Annotated in this window: 31 protein-coding genes and 1 pseudogene; 10 read left to right on the plus strand and 22 right to left on the minus strand. The window is 54.6% G+C overall.

The window, feature by feature from the left end; all coding sequences use genetic code 11:
• Positions 1-31: 31 nt before the first annotated feature.
• From spoIIIAF to VN24_RS25305, 7 genes are all read right to left on the minus strand, one after another.
• Positions 32-847, minus strand: a complete 816-nt coding sequence (gene spoIIIAF, locus VN24_RS26640) for a stage III sporulation protein AF (protein WP_052703145.1) — start codon at positions 845-847, stop codon at positions 32-34.
• A 26-nt stretch (positions 848-873) separates the two neighbouring features.
• Positions 874-2,178 (minus strand): stage III sporulation protein AE, encoded by a 1,305-nt coding sequence (gene spoIIIAE, locus VN24_RS25280; protein WP_082084134.1) that lies wholly within the window; start codon positions 2,176-2,178, stop codon positions 874-876.
• Between the two features lie 7 nt (positions 2,179-2,185).
• Positions 2,186-2,581, minus strand: coding sequence for a stage III sporulation protein AD (gene spoIIIAD / locus VN24_RS25285; RefSeq protein WP_045672688.1), 396 nt, complete (start codon positions 2,579-2,581; stop codon positions 2,186-2,188).
• Positions 2,582-2,651: 70 nt separating this feature from the next.
• Positions 2,652-2,855, minus strand: a complete 204-nt coding sequence (spoIIIAC, locus tag VN24_RS25290) for a stage III sporulation protein AC (protein WP_045672689.1) — start codon at positions 2,853-2,855, stop codon at positions 2,652-2,654.
• A 16-nt stretch (positions 2,856-2,871) separates the two neighbouring features.
• Positions 2,872-3,390, minus strand: a complete 519-nt coding sequence (spoIIIAB, locus tag VN24_RS25295) for a stage III sporulation protein SpoIIIAB (RefSeq protein WP_045672690.1) — start codon at positions 3,388-3,390, stop codon at positions 2,872-2,874.
• Complete coding sequence (gene spoIIIAA, locus VN24_RS25300) at positions 3,383-4,447, minus strand: stage III sporulation protein AA (protein WP_045672691.1); 1,065 nt, start codon at positions 4,445-4,447, stop codon at positions 3,383-3,385. The genes spoIIIAB and spoIIIAA overlap by 8 nt, the downstream gene beginning before the upstream one ends.
• Before the next feature lie 96 nt (positions 4,448-4,543).
• Positions 4,544-4,810 (minus strand): YqhV family protein, encoded by a 267-nt coding sequence (locus VN24_RS25305; protein ID WP_045672692.1) that lies wholly within the window; start codon positions 4,808-4,810, stop codon positions 4,544-4,546.
• A 182-nt stretch (positions 4,811-4,992) separates the two neighbouring features.
• Between VN24_RS25305 and comA the strand changes: the two genes are divergently transcribed.
• From comA to VN24_RS25320, 3 genes are all read left to right on the plus strand, one after another.
• Positions 4,993-5,829, plus strand: a complete 837-nt coding sequence (gene comA / locus VN24_RS25310) for a phosphosulfolactate synthase (protein WP_045672693.1) — start codon at positions 4,993-4,995, stop codon at positions 5,827-5,829.
• Positions 5,830-5,863: 34 nt separating this feature from the next.
• Entirely contained in the window at positions 5,864-6,580 is a 717-nt protein-coding gene (locus tag VN24_RS25315; protein ID WP_045672694.1) for a 2-phosphosulfolactate phosphatase, read from the plus strand.
• 122 nt (positions 6,581-6,702) lie between these two features.
• On the plus strand, positions 6,703-7,164 hold the full coding sequence (locus VN24_RS25320; protein WP_045672695.1) for a DUF441 domain-containing protein: 462 nt from the start codon (positions 6,703-6,705) through the stop codon (positions 7,162-7,164).
• Between the two features lie 128 nt (positions 7,165-7,292).
• Here the strand turns inward: VN24_RS25320 and VN24_RS25325 are convergent, their stop codons facing one another.
• The 5 genes from VN24_RS25325 to VN24_RS25345 form a co-directional block, all read right to left on the minus strand.
• On the minus strand, positions 7,293-8,546 hold the full coding sequence (locus VN24_RS25325; protein WP_045672696.1) for an aspartate kinase: 1,254 nt from the start codon (positions 8,544-8,546) through the stop codon (positions 7,293-7,295).
• 161 nt (positions 8,547-8,707) lie between these two features.
• Positions 8,708-9,265 carry an elongation factor P gene (efp, locus tag VN24_RS25330; RefSeq protein WP_045672697.1) on the minus strand — a complete coding sequence of 186 codons (558 nt, stop codon included), beginning with the start codon at positions 9,263-9,265 and terminating at the stop codon, positions 8,708-8,710.
• 66 nt (positions 9,266-9,331) lie between these two features.
• Complete coding sequence (locus VN24_RS25335; RefSeq protein ID WP_045672698.1) at positions 9,332-10,405, minus strand: M24 family metallopeptidase; 1,074 nt, start codon at positions 10,403-10,405, stop codon at positions 9,332-9,334.
• 73 nt (positions 10,406-10,478) lie between these two features.
• Positions 10,479-10,925, minus strand: coding sequence for a type II 3-dehydroquinate dehydratase (gene aroQ / locus VN24_RS25340; RefSeq protein WP_045672699.1), 447 nt, complete (start codon positions 10,923-10,925; stop codon positions 10,479-10,481).
• Positions 10,926-11,034: 109 nt separating this feature from the next.
• Positions 11,035-11,529, minus strand: a complete 495-nt coding sequence (locus tag VN24_RS25345) for a YqhR family membrane protein (RefSeq protein WP_148505309.1) — start codon at positions 11,527-11,529, stop codon at positions 11,035-11,037.
• A 194-nt stretch (positions 11,530-11,723) separates the two neighbouring features.
• On the opposite strand from VN24_RS25345, the gene VN24_RS25350 reads away from it, so the two are divergent.
• Positions 11,724-12,683, plus strand: coding sequence for a DUF1385 domain-containing protein (locus VN24_RS25350; protein ID WP_045672701.1), 960 nt, complete (start codon positions 11,724-11,726; stop codon positions 12,681-12,683).
• A 50-nt stretch (positions 12,684-12,733) separates the two neighbouring features.
• The gene (locus VN24_RS25355; protein WP_045672702.1) at positions 12,734-13,030 is read left to right on the plus strand and encodes a hypothetical protein; all 297 of its coding nucleotides are present in this window, start codon (positions 12,734-12,736) and stop codon (positions 13,028-13,030) included.
• 86 nt (positions 13,031-13,116) lie between these two features.
• Here the strand turns inward: VN24_RS25355 and mntR are convergent, their stop codons facing one another.
• On the minus strand, positions 13,117-13,539 hold the full coding sequence (gene mntR, locus VN24_RS25360) for a transcriptional regulator MntR (protein WP_045672703.1): 423 nt from the start codon (positions 13,537-13,539) through the stop codon (positions 13,117-13,119).
• 214 nt (positions 13,540-13,753) lie between these two features.
• On the opposite strand from mntR, the gene splB reads away from it, so the two are divergent.
• Positions 13,754-14,818 carry a spore photoproduct lyase gene (gene splB / locus VN24_RS25365; protein WP_045672704.1) on the plus strand — a complete coding sequence of 355 codons (1,065 nt, stop codon included), beginning with the start codon at positions 13,754-13,756 and terminating at the stop codon, positions 14,816-14,818.
• 588 nt (positions 14,819-15,406) lie between these two features.
• Here the strand turns inward: splB and spoVAE are convergent.
• The 4 genes from spoVAE to VN24_RS25385 are packed head-to-tail and all read right to left on the minus strand — an operon-like array spanning position 15,407 to position 18,146.
• Positions 15,407-15,757, minus strand: a complete 351-nt coding sequence (gene spoVAE / locus VN24_RS25370) for a stage V sporulation protein AE (protein ID WP_045672705.1) — start codon at positions 15,755-15,757, stop codon at positions 15,407-15,409.
• Positions 15,754-16,773, minus strand: a complete 1,020-nt coding sequence (gene spoVAD, locus VN24_RS25375; RefSeq protein ID WP_045672706.1) for a stage V sporulation protein AD — start codon at positions 16,771-16,773, stop codon at positions 15,754-15,756. Before spoVAD ends, spoVAE begins: the two co-directional genes overlap by 4 nt.
• Before the next feature lie 2 nt (positions 16,774-16,775).
• On the minus strand, positions 16,776-17,261 hold the full coding sequence (spoVAC, locus tag VN24_RS25380) for a stage V sporulation protein AC (RefSeq protein ID WP_045672707.1): 486 nt from the start codon (positions 17,259-17,261) through the stop codon (positions 16,776-16,778).
• Between the two features lie 24 nt (positions 17,262-17,285).
• Complete coding sequence (locus tag VN24_RS25385; protein ID WP_045672708.1) at positions 17,286-18,146, minus strand: DUF421 domain-containing protein; 861 nt, start codon at positions 18,144-18,146, stop codon at positions 17,286-17,288.
• A 321-nt stretch (positions 18,147-18,467) separates the two neighbouring features.
• On the opposite strand from VN24_RS25385, the gene VN24_RS25390 reads away from it, so the two are divergent.
• The 4 genes and pseudogenes from VN24_RS25390 to VN24_RS27190 all read left to right on the plus strand — a co-directional run.
• Entirely contained in the window at positions 18,468-19,037 is a 570-nt protein-coding gene (locus tag VN24_RS25390; RefSeq protein WP_158453711.1) for a class I SAM-dependent methyltransferase, read from the plus strand.
• Positions 19,015-19,221, plus strand: a complete 207-nt coding sequence (locus tag VN24_RS25395; RefSeq protein ID WP_045672709.1) for a DUF1657 domain-containing protein — start codon at positions 19,015-19,017, stop codon at positions 19,219-19,221. Before VN24_RS25390 ends, VN24_RS25395 begins: the two co-directional genes overlap by 23 nt.
• A 54-nt stretch (positions 19,222-19,275) precedes the next feature.
• A complete protein-coding gene (locus VN24_RS25400) occupies positions 19,276-19,500 on the plus strand; it encodes a hypothetical protein (RefSeq protein ID WP_045672710.1) in 225 nt (74 codons plus the stop codon).
• A 72-nt stretch (positions 19,501-19,572) separates the two neighbouring features.
• Positions 19,573-20,337 (plus strand): annotated as a pseudogene (locus VN24_RS27190) (alpha/beta fold hydrolase); the annotation flags it as partial.
• 33 nt (positions 20,338-20,370) lie between these two features.
• Here the strand turns inward: VN24_RS27190 and VN24_RS28320 are convergent.
• The 5 genes from VN24_RS28320 to metG all read right to left on the minus strand — a co-directional run bounded on the left by VN24_RS28320 (position 20,371) and on the right by metG (position 26,057).
• Positions 20,371-21,081, minus strand: a complete 711-nt coding sequence (locus VN24_RS28320; RefSeq protein WP_045672711.1) for a cytochrome c biogenesis CcdA family protein — start codon at positions 21,079-21,081, stop codon at positions 20,371-20,373.
• Positions 21,082-21,121: 40 nt separating this feature from the next.
• Positions 21,122-21,928, minus strand: a complete 807-nt coding sequence (locus tag VN24_RS25410) for a metal ABC transporter permease (protein ID WP_045672712.1) — start codon at positions 21,926-21,928, stop codon at positions 21,122-21,124.
• Positions 21,909-22,730, minus strand: coding sequence for a metal ABC transporter ATP-binding protein (locus tag VN24_RS25415; RefSeq protein ID WP_045672713.1), 822 nt, complete (start codon positions 22,728-22,730; stop codon positions 21,909-21,911). The genes VN24_RS25410 and VN24_RS25415 overlap by 20 nt, the downstream gene beginning before the upstream one ends.
• 29 nt (positions 22,731-22,759) lie before the next feature.
• On the minus strand, positions 22,760-23,872 hold the full coding sequence (locus tag VN24_RS25420) for a metal ABC transporter solute-binding protein, Zn/Mn family (protein WP_082084268.1): 1,113 nt from the start codon (positions 23,870-23,872) through the stop codon (positions 22,760-22,762).
• Positions 23,873-24,014: 142 nt separating this feature from the next.
• Positions 24,015-26,057, minus strand: a complete 2,043-nt coding sequence (gene metG, locus VN24_RS25425; RefSeq protein WP_045672714.1) for a methionine--tRNA ligase — start codon at positions 26,055-26,057, stop codon at positions 24,015-24,017.
• Positions 26,058-26,243 lie beyond the last annotated feature (186 nt).

Genomic DNA, 26,243 nt, shown 5'->3' on the forward strand with positions numbered 1-26,243 from the left:
AGCGTATTTCCTTCCGGCTTGTTTCGTTCTCTCAGGCGGCGGTTACCCGAACCTGTTCCGGACCGATCGACCACATCTTCGATACGAGGTCGACGATGGCGGCCGCTAAGGCGGCTTGATCCGGGGAGAGCGCGCCGCTGCCGGCTTCATCCGCCTTTTTGTCCGCTGCGCTTTGCTGCCGCTCTGTGCCTTCCGCCCCGATTCCGGCGGCAGTATCAATCGCTTCACCGGCTGTTTCGTCCGCCTCGTTTCCAGTACGGTCCGCCTCGCCGGCGGGAGACTGCGGGGGTTGATCCGGCGCTTCGACCGAGACGTCCACCGCAACCGGCGTTACCGGGTCGACCGCTTCCGTTCCGCTCGCCTCTGCGCCACGATTGCCTGCGGATTCGGAGGAAGCCAGCGTAACCGTTACCGATTGCAGCGTACCTTCTCCGGCAGCGTCAAAGGCGAGCTGCGCTTTGACCGAGGAGACGGCAGCCCCTAATCGGTCTTGAACGGACTTCTTGATTGCCGTTTCGATATTTGCTCTTGCGAGCTCCGCCGTCTGCTGCCGCCGCTCGTCCGACAGCCGCTGCGCTTCTTTCGTAATATCACTCAAGGTAGGCATTTTCACTTCGTTCATTGCGCTGCTCTCGTCCCAATTGCGGAATCCTTCCGCCACCTTCTTGTCAAGATCGCCCTGGAAAATGCGCATAATCGGCGTCAATATCGTCAGTAAAATAATGAGTCCGACGACAAGTCTGACATAACGCTGCATCGCTTTGTTCGGAAGCAGAAGATCGATGATCGCCGCCAGCAGCACAATGGCGATGATGTCCCGCAGCCAGCCGCTGAGCCATTCAAGCACCGACGCCCCTCCCCCGTTAAGCCCCGTTACCGCATCATGATCATCGCGTTCCCCGCCGTCAAAATGATGGTCACCGCCAAAAAAAACATCAGCGCCACGGCGCCCAAAGCGCCGAATACAAGCAGCATCGTTTTGCCGATCGTCTGCAGGCAGGCGGTGACCGGACTGTTGCCGAGCGGCTGCAGCACGGCGGCGGAGACGTTATAAATGAGCGCCAGCGTCAATATTTTGATCGCCGGAAACGCGCACAGAAACAGCAGAATGATGACGCCCGCCAGACCGATTGCATTTTTCGCCAGCATCGAAGCGGAAATGACGGTATCGGCCGCGTCCGAAAACGCTCTGCCCACGACGGGAACGAAACTGCTGCTTACAAACTTGGCGGTGCGCAGCGTTACGCTGTCGGCGACCGTTCCGGCTGCGCCCTGAAACGAAATCACCCCAAGAAATACGGTGAGCATAACGCCCAGCAGACCGGCACCGATATTCCGCAGCAGATTCGCCAGCTGCGTCACTTTGAACTTCTCCGAAAGCGAGCTGGCGATATGAAGCACCGCTGAGAAGAACAACAGCGGAAAGACGATGGAGTAAATAAGCGTGCCGACCGTATGAACCATAAAAACGATGACCGGGTGCAGGATCGTGACGGTCGCCAAGCTTCCCGTGGATGCGATCAGCGTCAGCAGCAGCGGTACCATCGCCATCATGAACTGGATCATGCCGCCGATTGCATCCTTGGCGTATCCGATCGCCGTATAAAAGCTGTTGACGGCTAGCACAATCAGCACCATGTAGGCGACGGAGTAGGCGACCTTGCTTACGGCGTTGCGCTCGAAGGCGCTTTGCAGCGTTTCCAGCATCGAGCTGAACACGGCCAGCAGCACGATCGACACGACCAGCTTGCCGTTATACAGCACTTCATGCAGCGCGTAGGAAAGGAGACCTTTGATAACCGACGACAGCTTCAGACCGTCTCCTCCGGGGGTAATCATTTCAATAAAGCCGGGCAGCTGCCGGTCGGGAAAATAGCCCCCGTATTGTTTGACGAGACGGTTCCAGTACGCTTCCACCTCGTCCGTGCCGCTGCTTTCCACCTGGCCGGCCGCCAGCCGGCCGGCAACATCCGCTCCCTCCTGCGCCCCGTTCACCGGGACGTCTGCGGGGCGCTCACCCTCTCGGGCGTCTCCGCTCGGCGCGCTGCCGCCCGTTGATACGGCGGCGGTGTCCGTGCCGGGCAGATCCGCCGCAGCAGCAGCCTCCTGCGGGAAGAAGTGCCCTATAAGCAGGATGAGGGCAACGGTGAAGAAGCGCAGTATACGGGACGGATACATAAAGGGTTCAACTCCCGCCCGGCAGCAGGTTAACCACCGTTTCGACAATGACGCCGATAATGGGCACCGCCATAACGAGGATGAGAACCTTGCCGGCAAATTCGATTTTGGATGCGACGCTCTCCTGACCTGCATCTCTTACGATTTGAGCCCCGAATTCCGCTATATAGGCAATTCCGATCATCTTCAAAATCGTCTTCAAGTATACCGTCGGAATGCCTGTCCGGTCGGCCAGCTCCACCAGCATGGAAATGACCGCTTCGATGCGCCCGATCAGGTACAGAAAGATGAACAGTCCGGTAAAAGCCGCGAGCAGAAAAGCGAAGATCGGTTTCTGCTCTTTAATGACCAGAATTAATATGGTGGCGAGAAGACCGAGTCCGACGATTTGAATGATTTCCAAGCGGGTTCACCCTCTTGCGGCGCGCCGAGCCGGACGCTTCTTCTGGCGTGCCGGAAACGCTTTGCTCTTGCTACTGGAATAAAAATATCGTTTTGATTTCCTGGAACAACTCGTTCAGCAAACGGACGACCATAAAAAGTACGACCACAAATCCGATTAGCGTTACCCAGTGCGCCATATCTTCTTTTCCCATCTGCTTTAGCACCGTATGAATCATTGCGACGATAATCCCGATGCCCGCAATTTGAAAAATGGCGCTGATATCCATGCTCATTATTTGCGGCACCCCACTAAACCATCAAGATGACAACCAGAGCGGCAACGAGAATTCCGAGGCTTTTGGACATTTTTTCGTACCGCGCCTGGTCGTCTTTCGCCGCATCCTCTTCCGCCTTCAGCTGCAGCATCGCCAGCCGCAGATGCTTGATCTGGTCTTCGCGGTCGCTGAGTCCGAGCGCCGATCCGAGCCTCAGCAGCACCGCCTGCTCACCGGAGCGCATTGCGGTTTGCGGCCAGCAGCTGCGGACCGATTCTTCCCAGCATTCCCGAAACGCGGGCCCTTCGGGCGCCAGAAGCCGCTCGGCGGCGCCGCTCAGGATGGATGCGACCGGTGCCGGCACATGGCCGGCGGTGCGGCGCAGCGCTTCGGGCAGCGGCGTGTAGCCGTAGCCGATCTCCGTCTCCAGCCGCTGCAGCGCGTGGGCGAGCTGACGCAGCTGACGCGGGCGCTCGGCAAACCGGGCCGCTTGCAAAAAGCCGATCATCGTGCCTGCCGCAAGGATGAGAATCGCGCCGATCCACTTAACCATAAGCGCCCGGCTCCTCTCCCCGGAGCCCCTTGTCGCCTGCGGCAGCGGAACCCGCGAGATTTCCCCGCGCCGTCGGCTCCCTCGCTGCGGGAATGCCTGCAGCCGCTCCCCGCAGCGGAATGACGCTTGTGAGAAAGCCGGTCCCAGTGCCGCGGCTCAGCACAACGGCGAACTGAAACATCCCTTCCTCCAGCAGCGCGCGCAGTATCGGGCGTCCGCGCGCATCGTCGAGATTGTGCGCGTGCGCCGTCACGACGACGGCAACACCCGCATGTCCGGCCTCCCGGATGGCCTGCACGTCTTCCGCGCGCCCGATTTCGTCTGCCATCAGCACCTCCGGCGACATGGAACGGAGCAGCATCATCATGCCTTCCGCTTTCGGACACGCATCCATCACATCGGTGCGCGGTCCGACATCGAAAGTCGGCACGCCGCGCACGGATGCGGCGATTTCCGAACGTTCGTCCACGATGCCGACTTTGCGGCCCGGCCAATGGGCCATCTCCGCGCTTCCCCATAACCCGGCGCTCACCGAGCGGGCCAAATCGCGCAGCAGCGTCGTCTTCCCCATGCGGGGCGGAGCGATAAGCAGCGTCGAGGCGATATTTCGTTTCGGGCGGTCGGCGAGCTTTGGCAGCAGCCGGTCCGCAGCTCCGATTACTTCCCGCGCAATGCGCACGTTGAATCCTCCGATATCGCGAATCGCCCGGACGGATCCGCCTTCAAGCACGGTCCGTCCCGCAAGCCCGATCCGGTGGCCGCCGGCAACCGTAATGAAGCCTCTTTTCAATTCTTCCTCCATCGCATAAAGCGAATGGTTGGTCAGCTTCTCCAGCAGCTTCCGGCACAAATTGTGCGAAGGCTTGTACGCCAGCTGCGGCTGTGCCGTCAGCGTCCCGTCGTCTTCGGCGAACCATGAACGCCCCCCGCTGACGATTTCCAGCGGACGATGCTCGCGGATGCGGATTTCCTCCAGCTCCTGTTTGGCCGCTTCAGGCATCCGCTCCAGCAGCGCCGTCAGTTCGGCGGGCAGCAGATGCGCAACTTTCGTCAGCATAGTTCAGCCCTCCCGGATGTTTGTCCTTCGTAGTTTTAAATGTATGCCCAGGCGATTGAAATATGTCTAGCAAATAGGTGCGGCTGATAGAATCTCTCATTTTTTCAAAATGCCGATCAGCAAACATCCGATACCTGCCGCCACCCAAATCAGTTTGGACGGCGACAGCTTATCCGACAATCCCGCCAGCCCGATCGTCGTCGTCGAGATTAGAATAATGGGGCCGACAAAGGCCAGCGACGAGTTGACGATCATCGCTTTATCGATCTGGTTCAGCCGCAGCATGAGCAGTGCCGCGAGAATTTCGATCGAACCCGACAAGATGCGCAAGCTTGCCATGCTGAGCACAATTTTGTCCAACATGCCGTTCCTCTCCTTTCTTCTGCCCTTTACAGCCTATGCGGACATGTCCGCGATTATGGACGGTAATCGGAAAAGGTTCGTTAAAATGCATCCGACAGGCACCTGCCCATACTTGATTGCATATACTATAGCGTATTGACTATTATCCCGGCCGAATAGGCTCAAGCGAGGAGATAATACGAATGAAATCCGTAGCACCGACAAACTGGCATCCATTGTTGCGAGACCCCGGAGCTCATCGGGAAACAAAAGGCCGGAAGCCCGGCACGGCGGCCGGAATGACGATGATCATTGACAAAGGACTCGGTTCCGCCGCTTTTTGCGATCTGCTGGAAACGGCCGGTTCATATATCGATATTGTGAAACTCGGGTTTGGGACGGCCGTTCTCTATGACGATGAGCTGCTGATCAAAAAAATCCTGCTTGCAAAAGCAAAAGGTTTAACGATCATGCCGGGCGGAACGCTGCTGGAGCGGGCAGTCAGCAAAGGGGTCGTTTCATCTTTCTTTGAAATGATTTGCAAATTCGGGTTTAACGGTGTGGAAGTTTCCGACGGAACGATCAACTTAAGCCGGGCAAAACGAACCGAACTGATCCGGGAAGCGGCGGCCAGAGGACTGACGGTCTACAGCGAATACGGCAAAAAGATTGCCGGTTCCACGATTGACATATCGGAATTTTTATTCACCGCGGATGAGGACTGGAATGCGGGTGTGGAGCTTATTACAGTCGAAGCGAGGGAGTCGGGGCAAAATGTCGGTCTCTTTGACGAAAACGGCCGCTGCCGCGAGCATACACTTGCGCAGTTGAAGGAAGCGATCGGCGAACCGGAGCGCATTTTATGGGAAGCGCCGCTGAAACCGCAGCAGGTTTTGCTGCTGCACACGTTCGGCCCTCAAGTTCATCTGGGCAATATCGCACCCGCAGACGCTCTCGCGCTGGAAACGATGCGACGGGGGCTTCGCTCCGATACGTTCGAGTTCGGAGATAGGCATGAGCCGATAGTCTATATGATCTGACAAGATTGTATACACGGGGAAGGCGGTAAGTTTCATGCATGTACGCGTAATTTCGAATGTAAACGAAGCGAGCTCGGTCACGTTCATTCACCGGACGGCGGTCGTCATCGATGTGCTGAGGGCATCCACGACGATGGTCGCGGCGCTCGCGATGGGAGCGGAAAGCATCACGCCCGTCGAGACCGTACTGGATGCGAAAGCGATGCGAAAGCCCGGCGAGCTGCTCGGGGGGGAGCGGTTTGGCCGCTCCATTCCGGGATTCGATCTTGGCAATTCGCCCGAGGAATACGACCGCAAAACGGTACAGGGCAAGCGCATCCTGTTTACGACGACGAACGGGACGCGGGCGGTGCACAAAGCGCTGCGCGCCGATTTCGTCCTGGTCGGCGCCTTTGTCAATGCGGCCGCTTGCGCCGCGTCCGCCGTCTCCTTGAAACGGGACGCGGTACTGCTGTGTGCGGGCAGCCATGATGAATTCGCCCTCGAAGACGGACTGTGCGCAGGTCTGCTGCTGCACCGGCTGCAGGAAATGACCGGCAAGCTGGAAACGGACGATTTCGGTGCTGCTATGCTTGGCCTGTACGAAAGCAAACGAGAGCGCATCCTCGAGATGCTGCGGCAATGTGCGGGCGGCCGCAAGCTGATCAAGCTTGGCCATGAGCGGGATGTGACGTTTTGCAGCTTTAGCGACACGATTCCTTGCGTGCCGCGCCTATCCGGGGACCGGTTGGTTGCGGATCGTCAGAACTAGTTCGGATCGGCGTTTGCAGGCCGGAACAAAGGACGCATAAGCGGCAAGCTTGTATCATACTTATGAAACAGGCTTGCCGCAGCAAGCGGCATCCGAGTCCGTCACATGTCAGGAGCCTGTCTATGAACGGTGAAATTTTACTCGTTGGCCTGATCATTATCGGCTTGATCGGCCGTTCGCCCATTATTTCCACCGCTGCCTGCATTCTGCTTGTCGTGAAGCTCGTTCACCTCGGACGTTACTTGCCGGCCATTGAACGGCGCGGCCTGGAGCTGGGGCTGCTGTTTCTGACGTTCAGCGTGCTCGTGCCATTCGCCGCCGGCCGGATTCAGCTGAAAGATTTAACGGCAGCGCTGTCTTCCTGGCCGGGGTGGCTCGCCTTAATCGGCGGCGCTGCGGCTACTTATGTAAACGGCAAGGGGCTGGAGATGCTTAAATTCGACCCCCAGCTTATTGTCGGCCTCGTACTCGGCTCTATCCTAGGCATTGTATTTCTACGCGGCATTCCCGTAGGCCCGCTGATGGCTGCTGGCATAACGGCGATATTATTCAAGGTTTTTTCCTGGATTGCCGGAAAAATGTAAGCTTTATCCCGAAGCCCTTTAAAACGCAAAAGAAAGCAGCCCCTCTCTTAAGCGGAATGCGTAAAGAGAGGAACTGCTTTCTTTTTTGTTTTCATTCGCATAAACCTATGAGGCCTGCCTGACACCGCTTATCGGCGATCCTGCGGACCTCCGACGAACACCTGCTCGGCCGTATCGAGCCCGTATGCGGTATGAAGCGCGCGTACCACGTCGCCAAGCGGCTCGGAATCGATGACGCAGGACACTTTGATCTCGGAAGTGCTCACCATCTTGATGCTGACGCCAATGCTCGAAATCGCCTTGAACATCGTGGCCGCCACTCCCGGATTGCTCACCATTCCCGCGCCTACGATGGACACTTTCACAAGATTCGCCTCGGAAGTCGTCTCGAGGTAAGGAACTTTCGAGCGGATGCTCTCGATTACGGCAATCGCCCGCTCACGGTCGTCGCCGCTGACGGTAAACGAAAAGTCGGCCTTTCCGCCCTGAACGCCGCTTTGTACGATAATATCGACGTCGATTCCGCTTTCGGCAAGCGCTCCGAACATTCCCGCAAGCACGCCGGGAACATCCTCCACGCCCAAAACGCTGATTCGAGCCACATTTTTGTCAAACGCGATACCGCGAACGACCACGCCTTGCTCCATGACCGCTTCCTCCTTCACACTCGTTCCTTCGTTATGCGTGAAGCTGGAACGCACGACCAGTTTCACGTTATTATGCTTGGCATACTCCACCGCGCGCGGATGCAGAACAGCCGCTCCCAGATGGGCAAGCTCCAGCATCTCGTCATAGGATATTTCATCCAGCTTGCGCGCATTTTTCACGACGCGCGGATCGGTCGAATAAATGCCGTCCACGTCCGTATAAATTTCGCACACGTCCGCCTTGACCGCCGCCGCCAGCGCAACCGCCGTCGTATCGGAGCCTCCGCGTCCAAGCGTCGTAATTTCGCCGTCCTCGGTCATCCCTTGGAATCCGGCGACGATGACGATATTCCCCTCTTCAAGCGCTTTGAAAATCCGCTCCGGCTTAATATCGGTAATGCGCGCTTTCGCATGCACATCCTCCGTCCGGATGCCGGCTTGCCAGCCGGTAAGCGATACCGCTTGATGGCCAAGCCCGTGTATCGTCATCGACAGCAGGGCAACTGATATTTGCTCCCCTGTCGTAAGCAGCATATCCATTTCCCGCGCCGGCGGATTCGGATTCAGCAACTTGGACTGATCGATCAGATCGTCCGTTGTATCCCCCATCGCCGAGACGACGATGACAACTTTATTGCCTGCTTCCTTCTTTTCGATAATCCGCTGCGCAACTCTTTGCATTCGTTCCGTCGTGCCGACCGAACTGCCGCCGAACTTCATCACAACCAACGACAAAGCCGATTCACTCCCAACCTTGACTTTTGCATACAGAATTATATTATATCACACTTGCCCAAATCTGTGATAAAAAAGTTAGCTTCCACCGTCGTCACCGTAAGCTGAAACGGCAAAAAACCGTCCGATGGAGTCGGACGGCTTCAGAGCAGCGCTTAAGCTTACGCGCGGGAAATATAGTGCCCGTCGCGGGTATCGATCAGCAGGACGTCGTCTTCGTTGATGAACAGCGGAACCTGCACGTTCAGGCCCGTTTCAAGCTTGGCGTTTTTCGTTGCGCCGGTTGCCGTATTGCCTTTAATGCCCGGTTCCGTTTCGATTACTTTCAACTCGACGCTGTTCGGCATCGAAATCCCGATGATTTCGCCCTGGTAGCTGGAAATATTGACATTCATGTTTTCTTTCAGGAAGTTGAGCTCCCATTCCAACTGATCCTTGTCCAGGTTGAACTGGTCATACGTTTCGTTATCCATAAACGTGTATTCGTTGCCGGAGTTGTACAGGTATTGCACCTGACGGTTCTCGACGTGTGCGCGGCCGATATTTTCGCCGGCGCGGAACGTTTTTTCCACGACGTTGCCGTTGCGGAGGTTTTTCAGCTTGGAGCGGACGAAAGCCGCGCCTTTGCCCGGTTTAACGTGCTGGAACTCGATAACCGAGAAGATGTCTCCGTCCACTTCGACGGTAAGGCCTGTTTTGAAATCGTTAACTGAAATCACTTCTAAATTCCCTCCTAGTAGTTAGCGGTACGATGCCGCGGGCCCTCAAGCAGGACCTCAAAGTTGTCATTGCAAAACAAGAAGCTCTTTCGGCGAGGAGGTCAAAATCCGGATCCCCGTATCCGTAATGAGAATGTCGTCCTCGATCCGAACGCCGCCGAAGCCGGGAATATAAATTCCGGGCTCTACCGTTACCGTCATGCCGGGCACAAGCACGGTATCGCTGCGCATCGACAGCCGCGGCTCCTCGTGAATTTCCATCCCGAGACCGTGGCCCGTGCTGTGGCCGAACTGCTCGCCGTACCCGTAGCGGGCAATGACATCGCGCGCCAGCGCGTCGGCTTCCTTGCCCGTCATGCCGGGACGGATGTTCTGCAGCGCATTCATCTGCGCCTCCAGCACGATGTTGTAAATGTCCCGGTGCCGCTCCGACGGCTTGCCGACCACCACGGTTCGGGTCAGATCCGAGCAGTAGCCATGGTAGTATGCGCCGAAGTCCAGCTTGACGAATTCGTCCGTGCCGATGATTCGCTCGCTGGCGACCCCATGTGGCAGCGCCGAACGCTCCCCCGAGGCGACGATCGTGTCGAAGGACGAAGACGTCGCGCCGCGGCTGCGCATGAACATTTCCATCTTCAGCGCAATGTCGCTTTCTTTCACGCCGGCGGCGATCAATCCGATAATATGCGCAAACGTTGCATCCGCAAGCTCGGCAGCTTCCTGCATGATCGCAATCTCGGATTGCTCCTTGATGACCCGCAGCCCTTCCACGATGCCGGCGGAAGGCACAAGCTCCACATCGCCCAGCGTCCGGCCATAGCGCACGAAGTTTCCGTAAACGGTATGCTCCTGTTCAAACGCCAGCCGCTTCGCGCCGCTTTCGGAAAGCAGATCCCTTACGGTCTCCAGCGGATTGACCGCATGCTCGACGATCGTAAAGCCGGGCGCCTGCTGCTCCGCCTGCACCGTGTAACGGAAGTCCGTAAGCAGAAAGGTACCTTTCTCCGTCAGCAGCACCATTCCGGACGATCCCGTAAAGCCGCTTATGTAACGCCGATTGTGGCCGCTTCCGATCAGAAACGCTTCAAGCCCCAGTTCCGCCAGCTTGCTCCTTAACCGTTCCACCCGCTTATTCGTCATATGCGCTCCCCCTTCGCTCGTATCGTCACTTGCTTTGCCGAGGCTGAACCTCTAAGACCGCAAATTAACGCTTTTATCCTGCCCGGCCGTCAAGATGACGGACCAACGCGGACAAACCAAGCTCGTAGCCGTGCGCACCAAAGCCAGCAATCTGCCCGATAACGACCGGAGCGGTCACGGATATATGACGGAAAGCTTCGCGCTTATGAATGTTGGACATATGCACTTCCACCGCCGGGACATCGACGGACGCCAGGGCGTCCCTGATCGCGTAGCTGTAATGGGTAAACGCGCCGGGGTTGATCAGGATGCCGTCTGCTTGTCCGTGCGTCTGATGAATCCGGTCAATCAAATAGCCTTCGTGATTGGACTGGTAAAATTCCAGCTCCACGCCCAGTGCGGCAGCGCATTCCCGCAGCATGGATTCGATGCCGGACAGCGTGAGAGTCCCGTATACGCCCGGTTCGCGAACGCCCAGCATGTTCAGGTTCGGGCCGTTAAGTACGACGATTTTACGCACCGCGCACCTCCAAACAAGTGTGGTGAAAAGATAGCTGCTGCGCCGATGTTTCCTCCGCGCAAAAGATCTTAGCCATTTTACCACAAATGCCGGGCAGTTGAGAAGAGCTTCAAGCGGCGGGTTCGCGCGAAGCCTCGTCGTGAAATTCGAATGCGGTCGTATAGCCTATAAATACCCCCCAGAGGATGAAAATACACAGTTCGGTCAGCAATGAATTCCATCCGAGGAGCGTCACCGGTTTCGTTGCTCCAAGAAGCGGTCCGATCACGCTGAAGATGACCGCCCACCATAGCAGTCCGTACAAAATCCCCGGCATCGGACCGCCGGCAAACCCCAGCACCAGCAGATAAAGGTACGCCGCCAATACGGAAAATAGAATAAAGCAGGCTAAGCCTGTTACGTGTCCCTGCATGGTAAGCAGAAACGAATGACGGAAAAAGGGCTCCGCCATCAGTCCCGGAATGACGCGGGTAAACTGCAAATAATATAACGCAAGTCTTGCGAGCCCCCAAATCACTCCCGCATAAAGGCCAAGCTTTAGCTGAAAAATCCAAGGATTCGTCGGGTGCGAGCCGTAATCGCTGCCGCCGCTCGATCGATTCATGACCGTTTCCTCCATTCCTAGATTGTCGCGTTTAGTATGCCAAAGGAAAGGGTGCGGTAAACAGCAAAAAAAGCTTTTTCCCTTGCCCGTCAAGTGGCATTCGCGCGGTAGATCAAGTACAATAGAATTGGTAGAAAAAGCTGCAGAGAGCGCCTACGCGCCTGCATGATCAACAAGAGGATGGTGACCGTCTTTTGTCGCAACAAAACACATCGATTTATGGGGGACAGGCCGTCATCGAAGGCGTCATGTTCGGCGGACGCAACGTCAACGTAACGGCCGTACGCCGTAAAAATGAAGAAATCGTCTATTATGAGGTGCCTAGGCCGGAGCAGAAACCGTGGTATCAGCCTCTGAAAAAAATCCCGTTCGTCCGTGGAATCGTCGGTATTTTGGAATCGAGCGTGAAAGGATCGCAGCATCTTAACTTCTCGCTCGAAGCATACGCCGAAGACGAGCACGGCGAGGACAATCAGGATCCGGCCAAAGCAGCAGCTCCGAAGAAAGCGGAGAAATCCGGCTGGAGCCTGTCCATGATCGTCGGCGTTGCCGTAGCCAGCATCATTTCGTTCGCGGCGGGCAAGATCGTATTTACACTGGTGCCCGCAATTATCGAAGAGCTGCTATTCGAACAGGCATTCAAGAATATAATAATACACAACCTGATTGAAGGTCTGATCAAAATCATTTTTCTGCTGGGCTATCTGTACATTATTTCCTTAACGCCGCTTGTGAAGCGTCTGTTCCAGTACCACGGCGCCGAGCATAAAGTCATCAGCGCGTACGAGGACGGCGCAGAGCTTACGGTCGGCAATGTGCAGCGCTACACCCGACTCCATTACCGCTGCGGCAGCAGCTTTCTGGTTTTTTCCGTTATCGTCGGCGTTATCGTGTATTCATTCTTCGATTGGGACAACATGTGGGAGCGCATCTATATCCGGCTGCTGCTGCTCCCGCTGGTGCTCGGGGCTTCGTACGAGGTGCTCCGCCTTACCAATGCGGTCCGCGATGTGCCGGTCCTCCGTTATCTCGGTTATCCCGGCCTGTGGCTGCAGAAGCTGACGACAAAAGAGCCGACAGACGACCAGGTAGCCGTTTCAATCGCTTCCTTCAACCGGATGAGGGAACTGGAAGGCCGGCTTGCCGGCCGCTAAGCTTAGGTAAGTTCATAACCGAATCGGATTGCAAGAAAGGGTGGGCTAAAATGAAACGTAACAACAGAATGAGTGCTTCGGTTTATATCGTTCTCGGTCTGGCCGCCATCGGTGTTTTTTTCCAACTGCTGCAGCATCCGTCTACAATGATTATTCCGGTCGTTGTGTTTGGACTGATTTTCATCCTGTACAAATTTCCGCCCGCCTCTTTGCGTTCGCGTCCGAAGGTCAAACAGCCGGTAAAGCAGGCCAAAACGCAGCAAAAGCCGAAGCCCCGCAGTAAAACGGTACCTTTCCGCGTGATCGAGGGCGGCAAGGACGACGACAGCATGCCGAAGTACCACTGATTGCGGAATGCACCGCTTACCTAACAAAAAGAACGTCCGCCATACAATCGGCAGACGTTCTTTTTTTGTTCCCGCAGCTTCCCGGCTTAATCGCTGTCGAGCTCGGTGCGGATCTTTTTCAACTCTTCCAGCCTTCCGCTGTCACGCTTCAGAAACTCCACCAGCGTCTCGATACAAGTGATGGAATCCCAGCTCAAATGATGCTCGATGCCTTCGACGTCGCGGTAAATGTTCTCCTCTTGGACACCGATCGTCGCGAGGAACGTTTCCAGCAGATGATGGCGATCGACGAGTCTTTTCCCCATCTTCTTGCCTTTGTTCGTCAGAACGAGTCCGCGGTATTTTTCGTAGATGAGATAGTTGTCCTTGTCCAGCTTCTGTATCATCTTCGTAACGGAAGAGGGATGCACCTCAAGCCCCTCCGCGATATCCGAGACACGGGCGTAGCCTTTTTCGTCAATGAGTTTATAAATCCGTTCCAAGTAGTCTTCCATGCTCGGAGTTGGCACAAGAAGAACCCCCTAACCTGCTGCATACACCTTCTGTTCCGGCGTTGCTCTTAGTATTTTACACTGACGGGCAGTCAGCCGCAACTCATTCTCAGCTCCCCGCATCCGTTCTCCTGAATGTTACAGGGTTGCCGGCGCCCTCTTTTGTCACAATAATGAAGAACCGTACATCGCTTAAACAATCCAGATTTCATCTCGAGGAGGCCGGTCCATCATGAGACCTATTGCTTTGGAGCGCCCGGGTGCCGGCAGGTCAAAGCCGTTCGTTCCCGATCTCGTTTATTTTGAACCCGATTCGCTCCACTATCCGAAGGGCGAACGGATTATGGAGTGGGTAAAAAAAGAAAACATCCCTTACCGGATGACGACATCCCATAACCGGATTACGAATCTGCCGGGCGAGACGGAGCTGGAGAAGTATAAAATCGCCAAACGGACGCTTGTCGTCGGCATCCGCAAAACGCTTAAATTCGACACGTCAAAGCCGTCGGCGGAATATGCGATCCCGATCGCCACCGGCTGCATGGGACATTGCCATTACTGCTATTTGCAAACGACGCTCGGCGCGAAGCCGTACGTCCGCGTTTACGTGAATACGGATGAAATCATGGATGCGGCGCGCGGTTATATTCAGGAACGAATTCCGCAGCTGACCCGGTTCGAAGCGGCATGTACGTCCGATCCGGTCGGGCTTGAACCGATTACCGGCAGTTTGCGGGAACTGATTGAATTTATGGCGGGCCAGCAGTATGGGAGGCTGCGGTTTGTAACCAAATTTCATCACGTCGATTCGCTCCTGGACGCCCGGCATAACGGTCATACGCGCATTCGCTTCAGCGTCAATGACAAATATGTGATCCGCAGCTTTGAACCGGCCACCTCGACCTTTGAGGAACGGATCGAAGCGGCCGGCAAGGTCGCCAGGGCCGGCTACCCGCTCGGATTCATTATCGCCCCGATCATTTGGCACGATGGCTGGGAGGACGGGTACGCCGAGCTGATCCGCTCGCTTGCGCAGACGCTTCCTGCCGAAGCGGCACGCGATCTGACGTTTGAGCTTATTCAGCACCGGTTTACGAAGACGGCGAAAAGTACGATCGAGAAACGATATCCGAAAACAAAGCTGGAAATGGACATGGACAAGCGGAAATACAAATGGGGACGGTGGGGTCAGGGGAAATACGTCTACCCCGATGAGCAAGCGGGCGCCCTGCGCAGCTTTCTATCCGAGCGCATCGCAGAGCATTTCCCGCAGGCGTCGATCGAATATTTTACGTGACATGGGAAAGACGTGACATGCAATAGCTTAAAAGCAAACGGGGCTGTCCATAATGGACAGCCTTCGCAATTTGGGTATCGGTACATACGCAACATTACTGCATACCCTTTATTTTGGGTTTTGGCACACGCAACTTCACGGCATACCCGTAAACGGATTTAGACTTGTTTTCGCTTACAAACGTCAGCACCGCTGTTCTAAACAAGCAATCGCTCTGCACAAAGGGGGAATTGTTGAAAAGCATGCGATCGTACATCTTTTTTCTTTTTAAATTGCGACGATGTTAAAATTCCTGCAAACATACATTTATTATCGACCCCAGCTCACGTTCAGGCTATAAAAGCCCGAAATTCCTGCACCATCGCAGGTATTCTCTCTGGACATGCGATTTCGCTCGATAATACCTGCACTATCGCAGGTTTAGCACACGAAGGGACCTCCAACCCCCTTTGCCGGCAAGATTGGAGGTCCTTTTGCGTCATATTTGGGACCAGCTAATCCAGTGAATTTCGGACCAGCTCATCCAGGGGAACACTTATGAGACAGCCCTATATGAGGTTGCCGAAGCTAATAAGACTCCTCTGCCCTTCATCCTTTCGGTTTAACGAATAAAGACGCCAGAAAGGAAAATATTATCGCGGCCGATATACCGGCGCTCGTCACTTTGAATATGCCGGTTATGATGCCGATCACGCCGCTTTTATGCAATTCCGCCAAAGCGCCGTGCACCAGCGCATTGCCGAAGCTTGTGATCGGTACGGTAGCGCCTGCGCCGGCAAACCGGATAAACGGGTCGTAAAGGCCGAGTCCGTCTCCAATTGCCCCAAGCACGACCAACAACGTCATCGTATGTGCCGGAGTCAGCTTAAACACGTCAAAGCATATCTGTCCAAAGACGCATATCAAGCCTCCGACGACAAAAGCCCACAAGTAAATCATTTCCGCTCCGCCCCGCTTTCGATCGAAACTGCATGTGCGATGCAAGGAATGCTTTCCCCCTGCTGGAAAGAAAGCGGCGAAAGAAGCGCGCCGGTCGCCACAACGAGTAGACGTTTCAATTCCCCTTTGCGCATCCGGTTCAGCAAGTGGCCGTAGGTTACCACCGCCGAGCAGGCACAGCCGCTCGCGCCGGCCTGCACCGACTGCTTTTCGTAATCGTAGATCATCATTCCGCAGTCCTTATATTCGGTTTGCTGCATCGGAACCTTATGCTTTTTAAACAAATCGCAGGCAATTTCATACCCCACTTTGGACAAGTCACCTGTCACAATTAGATCGTAATGCCCGGGTTCAATCCGGAAATCGCGAAGATGCGCCTGGATCGTATCGACGGCCGCAGGAGCCATTGCAGCACCCATGTTGAACGGATCCGTAATGCCCATATCGATGACCCGGCCGATTGTCGCCGACGTTACGCAGGGGCCGTCTCCTTTTTGCGAAATGACGCTTGCTCCGGCTCCGGTCACCGTATATTGCGCAGTCGGAGGCTTTTGGGAGCCGTATTCGGTCGGATAACGGAATTGTTTTTCGACCGACGCATTATGGCTGCATGCGCTGGCCAGCGCATACTTTGCCGAGCGCGAATTGACCAGATTGGCCGCAAGCGCCAAGCTTTCCATGGACGTGGAGCATGCCCCGAAAATACCGATGTATGGGATCGTTAACGTTCGTGCCGCAAAGCTGGTGCTGATGACCTGATTCATCAAATCGCCGCCGATATAGAAATTGATCTGCTCCTGCGTCAAGCCGGCATTTTCAACGGCGAGCTTGGACGCTTCCTCAAGCAGCGTTCGTTCCGCTTTTTCCCAGCTATCCTGTCCGAGCCTTATGTCCCCGTGAATGATATCGAAATCGTTCGCCAAAGGACCTTGTCCTTCAAACGGCCCGACGACGGCGGCTCTGCCGGCAATCGTCGGTTTGTTTTCAAACAGCCAGCTTTGATGACCTTTCAGCATGCTCAGGATCCTCCTCCGGCGCCAGGATTAAAGAGCCAATGCAGAATGCCGATAAAAAAAGCGGCAACGACGCCGAAAACGATGACGGGACCGGAAAGCTTGAACATCTTTCCGCCGACGCCAAGGACAAGTCCTTCGCTTCGATGATCAAGCGCCGCCGACGCCATCGTGTTGGCGAATCCGGTAACCGGAACGGCTGAACCCGCCCCGGCCCACTGCGCGATTTTATCGTATACGCCGAAACAAGTAAGAATTACCGAAATAAGAATCAAAACGGCAACCGTCGGATTGCCGGCATCTTCCTTCTTGAAACCTGCCCAATGAACAAACATATCTTGAATCCCCTGGCCAATCAAACAGATGAGCCCTCCGGCAATAAAAGCGCGGATGCAGTTTTGCAGAACCGGCCTTGCCGGCTCTCTTTTTGTGGCGAGTTCTTTATATTCCTGCTGAACCGGAGTCAGCTTTTTCTTTTGTTGGTTTGCCATAAACGGGTCTCCTTTTGAAATGAATCAGTGATGCAGCAAAGGCTTTACGTCCGAAATGACATGCTGCAGCTCCTTTGCACACTGTTCGTACATGTTCTTTGCCTCTTTGTTTTGGGTTGCCAGACCGAACATTTCCAGATCCGCCTCGCATTTTTTCAATGTCGCATATAAAGCCGCCTTCAGCTGCGGCTCGGGCACTTTAATCTGATCGTCAAACAAATCGACATATAATTGCCCGTAAGTATCGACTTGGCCAAGAAACACATTGTCAATCGAGACGCCAAGCTTCTCCAGCTCCGTATTCAGCCATGCCCGGTTTAAACCGATTGTGGCAAGCGGCTCATCCATTATTTTACCGTCCATAATAACGGCTTGCGGCTCTTGTTCCGGACCGACTTTAATCCCGAGGTGCTTCGGCGTTAAAGGCTGGTTTTCTCTCGTGAGCAGGGCGTTGATGTCGCCGCTCGGCTCCATGACCGCGAATTCGACATCGGCCACTTTAAAAATATTCCGCTTGCGCAGCTGCTCCATCAGCTCATCGGTCGTTAAGCGCTCCTTTTTCAAGTTATCTTCGAGCACCTTACCGTCCTTAATGAGCACCGTCGCTTTGCCGTCAATGATATCCCTTGCCATTTTGCTTTTCATCTGTAAAAACTCAATGCCCGTTGAAACCGCAACCCATACGCCGAGCGAAACGAGCCCCAAATACCATCTGGCGTCTAAATCCAGCGAAATATATGCCGCTATGCTGCCAATCGTAATCCCGGTAATATACTCAAAAAAGGAAAGCTGGGAAATTTGTCTTTTTCCCAACACTTTCGTTAAACAGAATAGGACGGCTACGGCAAATAAAGTGCGCAAAGCAACTCCTAACCAGTCAGGCATTGATTTCATTCCTCCCTTCAGTCAGCACGTTTATCAACACACCAAATTATTTGTTAAAACCGCCAAACTAAAACCGTTAATGATTTCCCTCGAAGGAAATGAAGCCGAGCAGCCTGAGACATTTTGGACTCTGGCATTAAGGTGGGAATTTTTTCCGCGAATTTTTAGCAGGCGAGTGAGTTAAATTAGATTTCGTTAGTTAAAAAAGGGTGGTGAGAACGAACTGACATGCCTCTTTCCCCACGAATGTATCATTGGTTTGTCCGTCCGCGATGGTTCACAAAAAAATATATTCACGACCACATCGAAAGCCATTTCAATTTGGATAACAAAACCGTTCTCGATTTTGGGTCGGGCACCGGCGCAAATTGCTGCATCTGCAAACCGGATTTCTATCTAGGCATCGAGCCGGATGCAAACAGGGTCAATCTTGCGAAGCGGCTTTACCCTCAGCACAACTTTACCGTTTTTGATGAAAAACGGATTTCGGCGCCAAATGACTCGATTGACTATATATTTATCGTTGCCGTTTTGCACCACATCGCCGATGAGCAGATTAAGGACTACTTGCTGGAATTTGAACGGATCTTGAAACCAGGTGGGAAAGTCATCGTCATGGAACCTTACCTGTGCGAGCGAAAAAAATGGAACAACCGATTTATGAACTGGTACGACGACGGGGAGCATATACGGAACGAGGACGGATATTTGCGCTTATTTCAAACGGGTGATTACGACTGCCAAGTGTTGAAAAAATTTACAAAGTGTTTCCTGTACAATGAACTATTTTTTGCTGCCACGCCCAAGAAAGGAGCCCGTCCGGAATTCGCGGCCAGCATTCAGCCTTCCTGGGAAGGAGGTGAAATCTATGACAGTCTCGTCCCAAGTTAAAACGTGCGTCGCTTCTTTGAAAAGCGCGCAAGCGAGTCTCGAACAATTTGCACTGGCAACGCAAAATCAAGAAGCGAAGACACTTTTTACGAATGCGGCGCAGCAAACGCAGCAAATCGTTCAGCAAGTGGAAGGCCGTGTTCAACAACTGGAAACGGAAGAGCCGCAATATAAAGGATTTTAAAACTAAAATTAGCTCCTTCTGCCAATTCCGAATCGCAAGGGAGGAAATCAATAGATGACACAACAAATCGACACCAACGCCTTGAAAAAAGCGGAGGCAGCTTCATCTTTGGCGAAAGACATGATCACGATGGCAATCGAGCAATCCGCAGCGAATCAGACAATGTGCGAAGAGGCGTTGAATCAAGCCTCAAACGAAATTACACAGGCACAAACGGCAATCAATCAAGTGAAAAGCGCGCTGCAAAACGCAAAACAAGCTCAGCCGCAAGCGAAATAGTCCGCCTGCGAAGCCGGTTCCTCCGCCGGGGAACCGGCTTCGCAACATTTTACGATAAGGATGTCCAGCGAAATGGCTCAAATCAGCATAAACGGATGCAGCATGCATTACACCGATCTCGGAGAGGGAACGCCGATTCTGTTCATCCATCCTCCGATTTTGACCAGCATGAATTTTTTATATCAGCTCCGGGGGTTGTCGTCCCGGTTTCGCACGATCGCTTTTGATATGCGCGGACACGGACAAAGCGAACCTTCGAAGAAAGCGGTCACGTATCCGTTAATCGTTGACGATATCAGGCAATTAATGAACCGGCTGAACATCGAAAAAGCTTTTTTGTGCGGCTACTCGACAGGCGGATCGATCGTGCTCGAGTTTCTGCTCGCTCATCCCGACCGTGCATTGGGCGGAATCGTCATTAGCGGAATGTCGGAAGTAAGGGACTGGAAATTAAAAAGCAAAATATCTTTTGGGCGCATCCTGTCCCAAATCGGAGCGGTCGGCACGCTGTCCCTCTCAACGGCCTGGACCCAAGCGGATAAACGGTTATACTTGTTCGGCCGATTGTTTAGCGAAGCGAAAAAAGGGAATGCCAAAAATGCGGCGCAATATTACAAATACAGCTTGCATTATAACTGTACCGCGCAGTTAGGAAACATCCATTGCCCCGTATTGCTCCTATATGGAGGAAATGACAAGCTGTTTCATCCGTACGCCAAGCTGCTGCATGAGCGGCTGCCGGATAGCGAGCTTGCGTTTATTAATGACGCCGATCACCGGCTGCCTACGAAAGAAGCCGGTAAGTTGAACGCATTGATCGGGAGGTTCATTGAAAAGCATGCGGGCCTGGTTCAGCAGCCGGAAACCGGATTAGAACTTCAACCACGATGGGGTAATGCTGTTCAGCCATACGGTGATGTCGGTCATCCGGTCGGTAAAGAGCAGGATGCCCATCAGCAGCATGACGGCGCCTCCGATTTTCATCATGCCTGATGAATAGCGGAGGATAAAACGGGAAGAGCCGATGAAAAAAGCGAGGATGAAAAAAGGGATCGCAAAGCCAAGCGCATAAGCGGTTGTCAGCTCAAACCAGGTGCCCGGCGACGATGCGGCAAGCGCCAGTATTGCCGTCAAGATCGGACCGATGCACGGCGACCAGCCCGCTGAGAATCCGATTCCGAATATAAAGGAGCCCAAATAACCGGATTTGAGACGAACCGGCAGTTTGATGTCCCGCATCAGCAGCCGCGGCTGAAACAGCCCGACCAGAAACAGCCCCATCAATATAATGAGAACGGCGGACAGCTGCCGGATCAGCTGCTGATAATCGCTGAACAGATCGGCAAAGGCATTGGTCCCATAGCCCAGCGTATAATAAACGACGGAAAACCCGATAATAAAAAACAGCGTGTGCGACATCGTACGCAGACGGATTTCGCGGCTGCGGCTGTCGCTTTTGAGCTCGGCTACGGAAATGCCCGTTATGTAAGAAAGATAGGATGGATAAAGCGGCAGGCAGCAGGGAGAAATAAAGGACGCGATCCCGGCCGTAAAGGCAAGCCAAACGTTAACGTCGACCATTAAATAAGCCACCTCCGAAGTCCATCATAGATTTGCCCCGCTACCCTTTCAAGCCCCGCCTGAACAACAGCAGTATCAGCAAAACGGCAATCAGAAGCATGACAACCGAGCCCCCCGGAGCGAGGTTGAAAAAGCCCGCCGCCAGCAGCCCGCCTATGACGGCTAGTTCCGATACGACACAGACGATAATGACCGACTGTCTGAAGCTGCGCGCCACGAGCAGGCTGCATGCCGCCGGGATGGTCAGCAGCGCCGACACGAGCAGCGCGCCGACGATTTTAATGGAAGCGCTGATGACAAGCGCTGTTAAAATGCTGATCATTAAATTGTAATAGCGGACCGGGAGCCCGCTAACGGCTGCCGCTTCTTCATCGAACGTAAGCAGAAACAGCTCTTTGATTTGCAGCCGGACGGCGATAAGCACGACGGCCGTAATTGAGGCGATAACAACGAGATCCGTCGTATTAAGCGTATAAATGCTGCCGAACAGGTAGCTGTTCACGTTCATGCTGAAGCCTCTGTCAAGCGTAAACAAGATCGAGGCAAGCCCGATGCCGCCGGACATAATGATCGCAATCGAAAGCTCCGCGTACGTTTTGTACGCTTTCCTCAGCTTCTCGATAAACAGCGCCGCCAGCAGCGCGAATACTAGCCCGACCGCAACCGGATAAATGCCGGTTAAAAAGCCGAGCGCGACGCCGGCAATCGATACGTGCGACAAACTGTCGCCGATCATCGACAGCCGCCTCAGCACGAGAATGAGCCCGATAAGCGGCGCGGTAATGCCGATCAGGACGCCCCCGACCAGCGCCCTTTGAAAAAACTCGCTAGCTAACAAATCCAACATGAATGCCTTCTTTCCCGCTCTCCATCACGTGCCGCAGCCCTTTGAGGCTGTGCGTCAAATCCGTCTCCGCGCAGTCTTCCAGTTCGTGTGAATGCTTGACGTAAAATTTAAGCTTGCCGCTTTCCGTTTTGGGCTCTTCCCCGAGATACGAGCGGATCATTTCCATATCGTGCGACACCATCAGAAACGTTATATTGTGGCGGTTGTGCATATGCTTGATCAGATGGAAAAAGCCTTCCTGCGTTTCCGCGTCGATGCCGACCGTAGGCTCGTCCAGAATAAGCAATGACGGATTATTGATCAGCGCCCGCGCCAGAAAGGCCCGCTGCTGCTGTCCGCCCGACAGCCGTCCGATCTGCTTATCCGCCAGATTGGCGATCGCCAGGGCGTGCAAGGCGTCCTCGCACCGCTGATGGTCGTCCTTCGTTACTTTGCGCAGCAGCTTGTTGCGGCCGTACAGGCCGGAGAGCACCACTTCGCGCACCGTTGCCGGAAAAAGCGGGTTAAAGGCGTTTTTTTGCGGCACGTAACCGATCCGGTGCCAATCGCGAAAGCGCGATATCGGCGTGCCGAACAGACGGATTTCGCCTTTGTCGGGCTTCAGCAGCCCCATAATCATTTTGAGCAGCGTCGTTTTGCCGGCGCCGTTCGATCCGATCAGGCCGACGAAATCCCGTTCCATAACCGAGAAATTCAAATTGCTTATAACCGGCTGCTGCTCATATGAAAAGCCTATGCCGTCAAGCGAAATAATATCACGGTGGCATCCGGATCCGGCAGATGAATCAATCGATTGCTCCATCTCGCTTCCCTCCTAAAAAGTGTTTCTGTTTATTGCAGCGCCTGTTTCAGATGCTTTAAATTTGTCTCCATCAGCGAAATATAGTCCGTTCCGTCTTTATCCTGCTCCGGCGTCAGCCCTTCGAGCGGGTTGAGCACAAGCGTGCCGACATTCGCTTCGCGCGCCAGCGTATCGGCCAGCTCGGCGGATACGAGCTCCTCGAAGAAAATCGTCTTCACTCCGTTATCTTTGACAAATTTGGCGATGTTAAGCAAGTCCTGCGCGCGCGGCTCCGCATCCGGCGAGAGCCCCATAATCGCTACCTGCTTGAGACCGTAATCGCGGCACAAATAACCGAACGCCTGATGGGAAACGACAATCGCTTTGTTTGGCATCTTGCCGAGTTCTTCGATGTAGGATTGGTCGATCTCCGTCAGCTTGGCTGCAAGCTTCTCGTAATTCGCATCATAAACGGACTTATTCGCGGCGTCAACCGAAACGAGATAGTCTCTCACATTGCCGGCCATTACGAGCGCCGATTTGGGACTCACCCACGTATGCGGATCAATGCCTTCGCCGTGCTCGTCGTGATGTTCTTCTTCGTGGTTATGCGCTTCTTCTCCGTGCGCCTCCCCCTCACCGACTTCAAGCGCTGCCGCTTCTTCCTCTTCTGCCGTCAGCAGCTTGATCCCTTTGCTCACTTCTCCGGTCACCGTCTTTCCGTCCTTCGGCAATCCCTGTACAAAATCAGCGACCCAGCCCTCAAGTCCGGCACCGTTGTACAGAAACAGCTCGGCGTCCCCAGCCGTTTGCAAATCGCGGCTTTTCGGCGTCCAGTCATGCGGCTCGACACCGGCCGGAACGAGATTGACGACATTCGCTTTGTCCCCGCCGATTTCCTTGGCTAAAAAGTAAATGGGGTAAAAGCTGGTGACAACGTTCGTTTTCCCTTCCACAAGCCCGCTCTTTTGACCGCCGCAGGCCGATACCACTGCGACCATCGCCAGTACGCTTATGAGAGCACCCGTTTTCAATAGCCTCCGGATAGGCAAACGCCATCCGTAATTGCCCGAGCGCGGGCGCTTCCTGTCATTGTTCTGAAAGCGGGTGGACAGCTTGTCATTTACCCGCTCGTTAATCGATCCATGTAGGTTATTGGTCATCATCATTTGGCTCCATTCGTTCCCTTTTTCGTAATTGTTACAATTACGATTTAAATTATAAGAACAGAAGCGCTCATTTGTCAACCGGAAGCAAAGAAATCGCCGCACGGCTTCAGGCCGGCGGCGACAAAACGAAACGAACTTATTTTACGACAGCTCCGTTAGGCATATCGTCGGGAACGGTGGCGAGCGTCAGCTGATCGCCCGCGGAAGCGGCCAAAATCATCCCTTGCGACAATTCGCCCCGCAGCTTCACCGGCTTCAGATTGGTAACGCAAATGACTTTGCGGCCGACCATCTGCTCCGGGGTGTAAAACTTGGCGATGCCGGAAACGACCTGCCGCTGCTCAAACCCAAGATCGAGCTGCAGCTTCAGCAGCTTATCCGCCTTCTTCACCGGCTCGGCCGCAATGACCTGAGCGACGCGCAGCTCGACTTTGGCAAATTCGTCGATGCCGATTTCCGGCGCTATATCCGGAGCGGACTCCCCGCCGCTGCCGGGTGCGTCCGGCTGACCCGCCGCCGATGCCGCCCCTCCGGCATCGTCCGCTTTCGGTTCGGCGGATGCGTCCGAAGCCGCGGCGGCTGTCGGCGCCGCTCCCCCGGACATCGCGGCGGCAATAAACGCCACCTCCTCGGCGACATCGAGACGCGGGAAGAGCGGCTCCCCTTTGCCGACGGCGGTGCCGCCGGGAAGCCGTCCGAACTGCTTGGCGGATTCCCATTCGGTGAGCGCCCCTTCTTCTACGCCGAGCTGGCGGCGCATCGCCTGCGGCGTCGTCGTCAGGAACGGCCCGAGCAGAATCGAAATGATGCGCAGCGATTCCGCCAAATGATACATGACGGAGGAGAGCTCCGCCCGCTTTGCCTCATCCTTCGCCAGCGTCCACGGCTGGGTTTCGTCGATATATTTGTTCGTGCGGCTGACAAGCTGCCAGATCGCCGACAGCGCTACGGAAAACTCCATCCGCTCCATCGCCTCTTCCGCCAGCCGGATCGTTTCGGCGGAAAGCGCGGCGAGCGGCTCGTCGAATGCCGTCACGGGACCGGCATAATCCGGAATGATTCCGTCCAAATATTTGCCGATCATCGCTACCGTACGGTTCAGCAGGTTGCCGAGGTCGTTCGCGAGGTCGAAGTTGATCCGCTCCACAAACCCCTCCGGCGTAAAGGTGCCGTCGGCGCCGAACGGCACTTCCCGCAGCAGGAAATAACGGAGGGCGTCCAGCCCGTAGCGGTCGATCAGCATAACCGGATCGATAACGTTCCCTTTCGATTTGGACATTTTGCCGTCCTTCATCAGCAGCCAGCCGTGCGCAAACACTTTTTTCGGCAGCGGCAGATCGAGCGCCATCAGCATGATCGGCCAATAGATCGTATGGAAGCGCACGATTTCCTTGCCGACGAGGTGAACGTCCGCCGGCCAAAACTGGCGGTATTTCGCATCGTCGTCCGTACCGTAGCCGAGCGCGGTAATATAGTTGGAGAGCGCATCGATCCAGACGTATACGACGTGCTTCGGATCTCCAGGAACTTTGACGCCCCAATCAAACGTCGTGCGGGATACCGCCAAGTCCTCGAGACCGGGCTTGATAAAGTTGTTGATCATTTCGTTTTTGCGCGATTCCGGCTGGATGAATGAAGGGTTCTCCTCATAAAAAGCAAGCAGCCGGTCGGCATATTTGCTCATCCGGAAAAAGTAGCTTTCCTCTTTCACAAGCTCGACGGGACGTCCGCAGTCCGGACAGTTTCCGTTTACAAGCTGCCGTTCGAGGAAAAACGATTCGCAAGGCGTGCAGTACCAGCCTTCGTACGTCCCTTTATAAATGTCTCCCTGCTTCAGCAATCGGTCGAATATGGCCTCAACCACCTTTTTGTGGCGCTCCTCGGTCGTCCGGATGAAGTCGTCGTTGGAAATGTCCAGCTTTCGCCACAAATCTTTGATGCCGGCAACGATTTCGTCGACAAACTGCTGCGGGGTCGTCCCCTTTTCCTGCGCTTTGCGTTCGATTTTTTGGCCGTGCTCGTCCGTTCCGGTCAGATACCAGACATCGTAGCCGCGCAGCCTTTTGTAACGGGCCATGGCGTCGCCAGCCACCGTCGTATAGGCATGGCCGATATGCAGCTTGTCGCTCGGATAATAGATCGGCGTTGTAATGTAAAAGCTTTTTTTATGATCGCTCATCGTTCTTCCTCCTCTTAACGGCTTGTTTGCAGGCATCAAAAAAACCCCCGCCCCAATATGGGACGAGAGTTCAGCACTCACGCGGTACCACCCAATTTTCTCCCGCAAACACCGCAAATAGAAATAGATATGCGTTGCCGCAGAAGCTTCATGACGCCGCCTGTATAGGACGGCACGCCGTTAACG

Source organism: Paenibacillus beijingensis (assembly GCF_000961095.1).
GTDB lineage: Bacteria > Bacillota > Bacilli > Paenibacillales > Paenibacillaceae > Paenibacillus_O > Paenibacillus_O beijingensis.

Excerpts from the sequence above, each read along its gene's own strand:
- VN24_RS25345 (WP_148505309.1), bottom strand. The coding sequence starts at position 11,529 with ATGAATCGATCGAGCGGCGGCAGCGATTACGGCTCGCACCCGACGAAT.
- VN24_RS25320 (WP_045672695.1), top strand. The coding sequence starts at position 6,703 with ATGAACGGTGAAATTTTACTCGTTGGCCTGATCATTATCGGCTTGATC.
- spoIIIAE (WP_082084134.1), bottom strand. The coding sequence starts at position 2,178 with ATGTATCCGTCCCGTATACTGCGCTTCTTCACCGTTGCCCTCATCCTG.
- VN24_RS25355 (WP_045672702.1), top strand. The coding sequence starts at position 12,734 with ATGAAACGTAACAACAGAATGAGTGCTTCGGTTTATATCGTTCTCGGT.
- VN24_RS25335 (WP_045672698.1), bottom strand. The coding sequence starts at position 10,405 with ATGACGAATAAGCGGGTGGAACGGTTAAGGAGCAAGCTGGCGGAACTG.
- spoIIIAB (WP_045672690.1), bottom strand. The coding sequence starts at position 3,390 with ATGGTTAAGTGGATCGGCGCGATTCTCATCCTTGCGGCAGGCACGATG.
- VN24_RS25420 (WP_082084268.1), bottom strand. The coding sequence starts at position 23,872 with ATGACCAATAACCTACATGGATCGATTAACGAGCGGGTAAATGACAAG.
- VN24_RS25305 (WP_045672692.1), bottom strand. The coding sequence starts at position 4,810 with ATGTTGGACAAAATTGTGCTCAGCATGGCAAGCTTGCGCATCTTGTCG.
- spoVAC (WP_045672707.1), bottom strand. The coding sequence starts at position 17,261 with ATGGCAAACCAACAAAAGAAAAAGCTGACTCCGGTTCAGCAGGAATAT.
- VN24_RS25400 (WP_045672710.1), top strand. The coding sequence starts at position 19,276 with ATGACACAACAAATCGACACCAACGCCTTGAAAAAAGCGGAGGCAGCT.
- metG (WP_045672714.1), bottom strand. The coding sequence starts at position 26,057 with ATGAGCGATCATAAAAAAAGCTTTTACATTACAACGCCGATCTATTAT.
- spoIIIAC (WP_045672689.1), bottom strand. The coding sequence starts at position 2,855 with ATGAGCATGGATATCAGCGCCATTTTTCAAATTGCGGGCATCGGGATT.
- spoVAE (WP_045672705.1), bottom strand. The coding sequence starts at position 15,757 with ATGATTTACTTGTGGGCTTTTGTCGTCGGAGGCTTGATATGCGTCTTT.
- VN24_RS25395 (WP_045672709.1), top strand. The coding sequence starts at position 19,015 with ATGACAGTCTCGTCCCAAGTTAAAACGTGCGTCGCTTCTTTGAAAAGC.
- VN24_RS25385 (WP_045672708.1), bottom strand. The coding sequence starts at position 18,146 with ATGCCTGACTGGTTAGGAGTTGCTTTGCGCACTTTATTTGCCGTAGCC.
- VN24_RS25410 (WP_045672712.1), bottom strand. The coding sequence starts at position 21,928 with ATGTTGGATTTGTTAGCTAGCGAGTTTTTTCAAAGGGCGCTGGTCGGG.
- splB (WP_045672704.1), top strand. The coding sequence starts at position 13,754 with ATGAGACCTATTGCTTTGGAGCGCCCGGGTGCCGGCAGGTCAAAGCCG.
- VN24_RS28320 (WP_045672711.1), bottom strand. The coding sequence starts at position 21,081 with ATGGTCGACGTTAACGTTTGGCTTGCCTTTACGGCCGGGATCGCGTCC.
- comA (WP_045672693.1), top strand. The coding sequence starts at position 4,993 with ATGAAATCCGTAGCACCGACAAACTGGCATCCATTGTTGCGAGACCCC.
- spoIIIAA (WP_045672691.1), bottom strand. The coding sequence starts at position 4,447 with ATGCTGACGAAAGTTGCGCATCTGCTGCCCGCCGAACTGACGGCGCTG.
- spoVAD (WP_045672706.1), bottom strand. The coding sequence starts at position 16,773 with ATGCTGAAAGGTCATCAAAGCTGGCTGTTTGAAAACAAACCGACGATT.
- VN24_RS25415 (WP_045672713.1), bottom strand. The coding sequence starts at position 22,730 with ATGGAGCAATCGATTGATTCATCTGCCGGATCCGGATGCCACCGTGAT.
- VN24_RS25315 (WP_045672694.1), top strand. The coding sequence starts at position 5,864 with ATGCATGTACGCGTAATTTCGAATGTAAACGAAGCGAGCTCGGTCACG.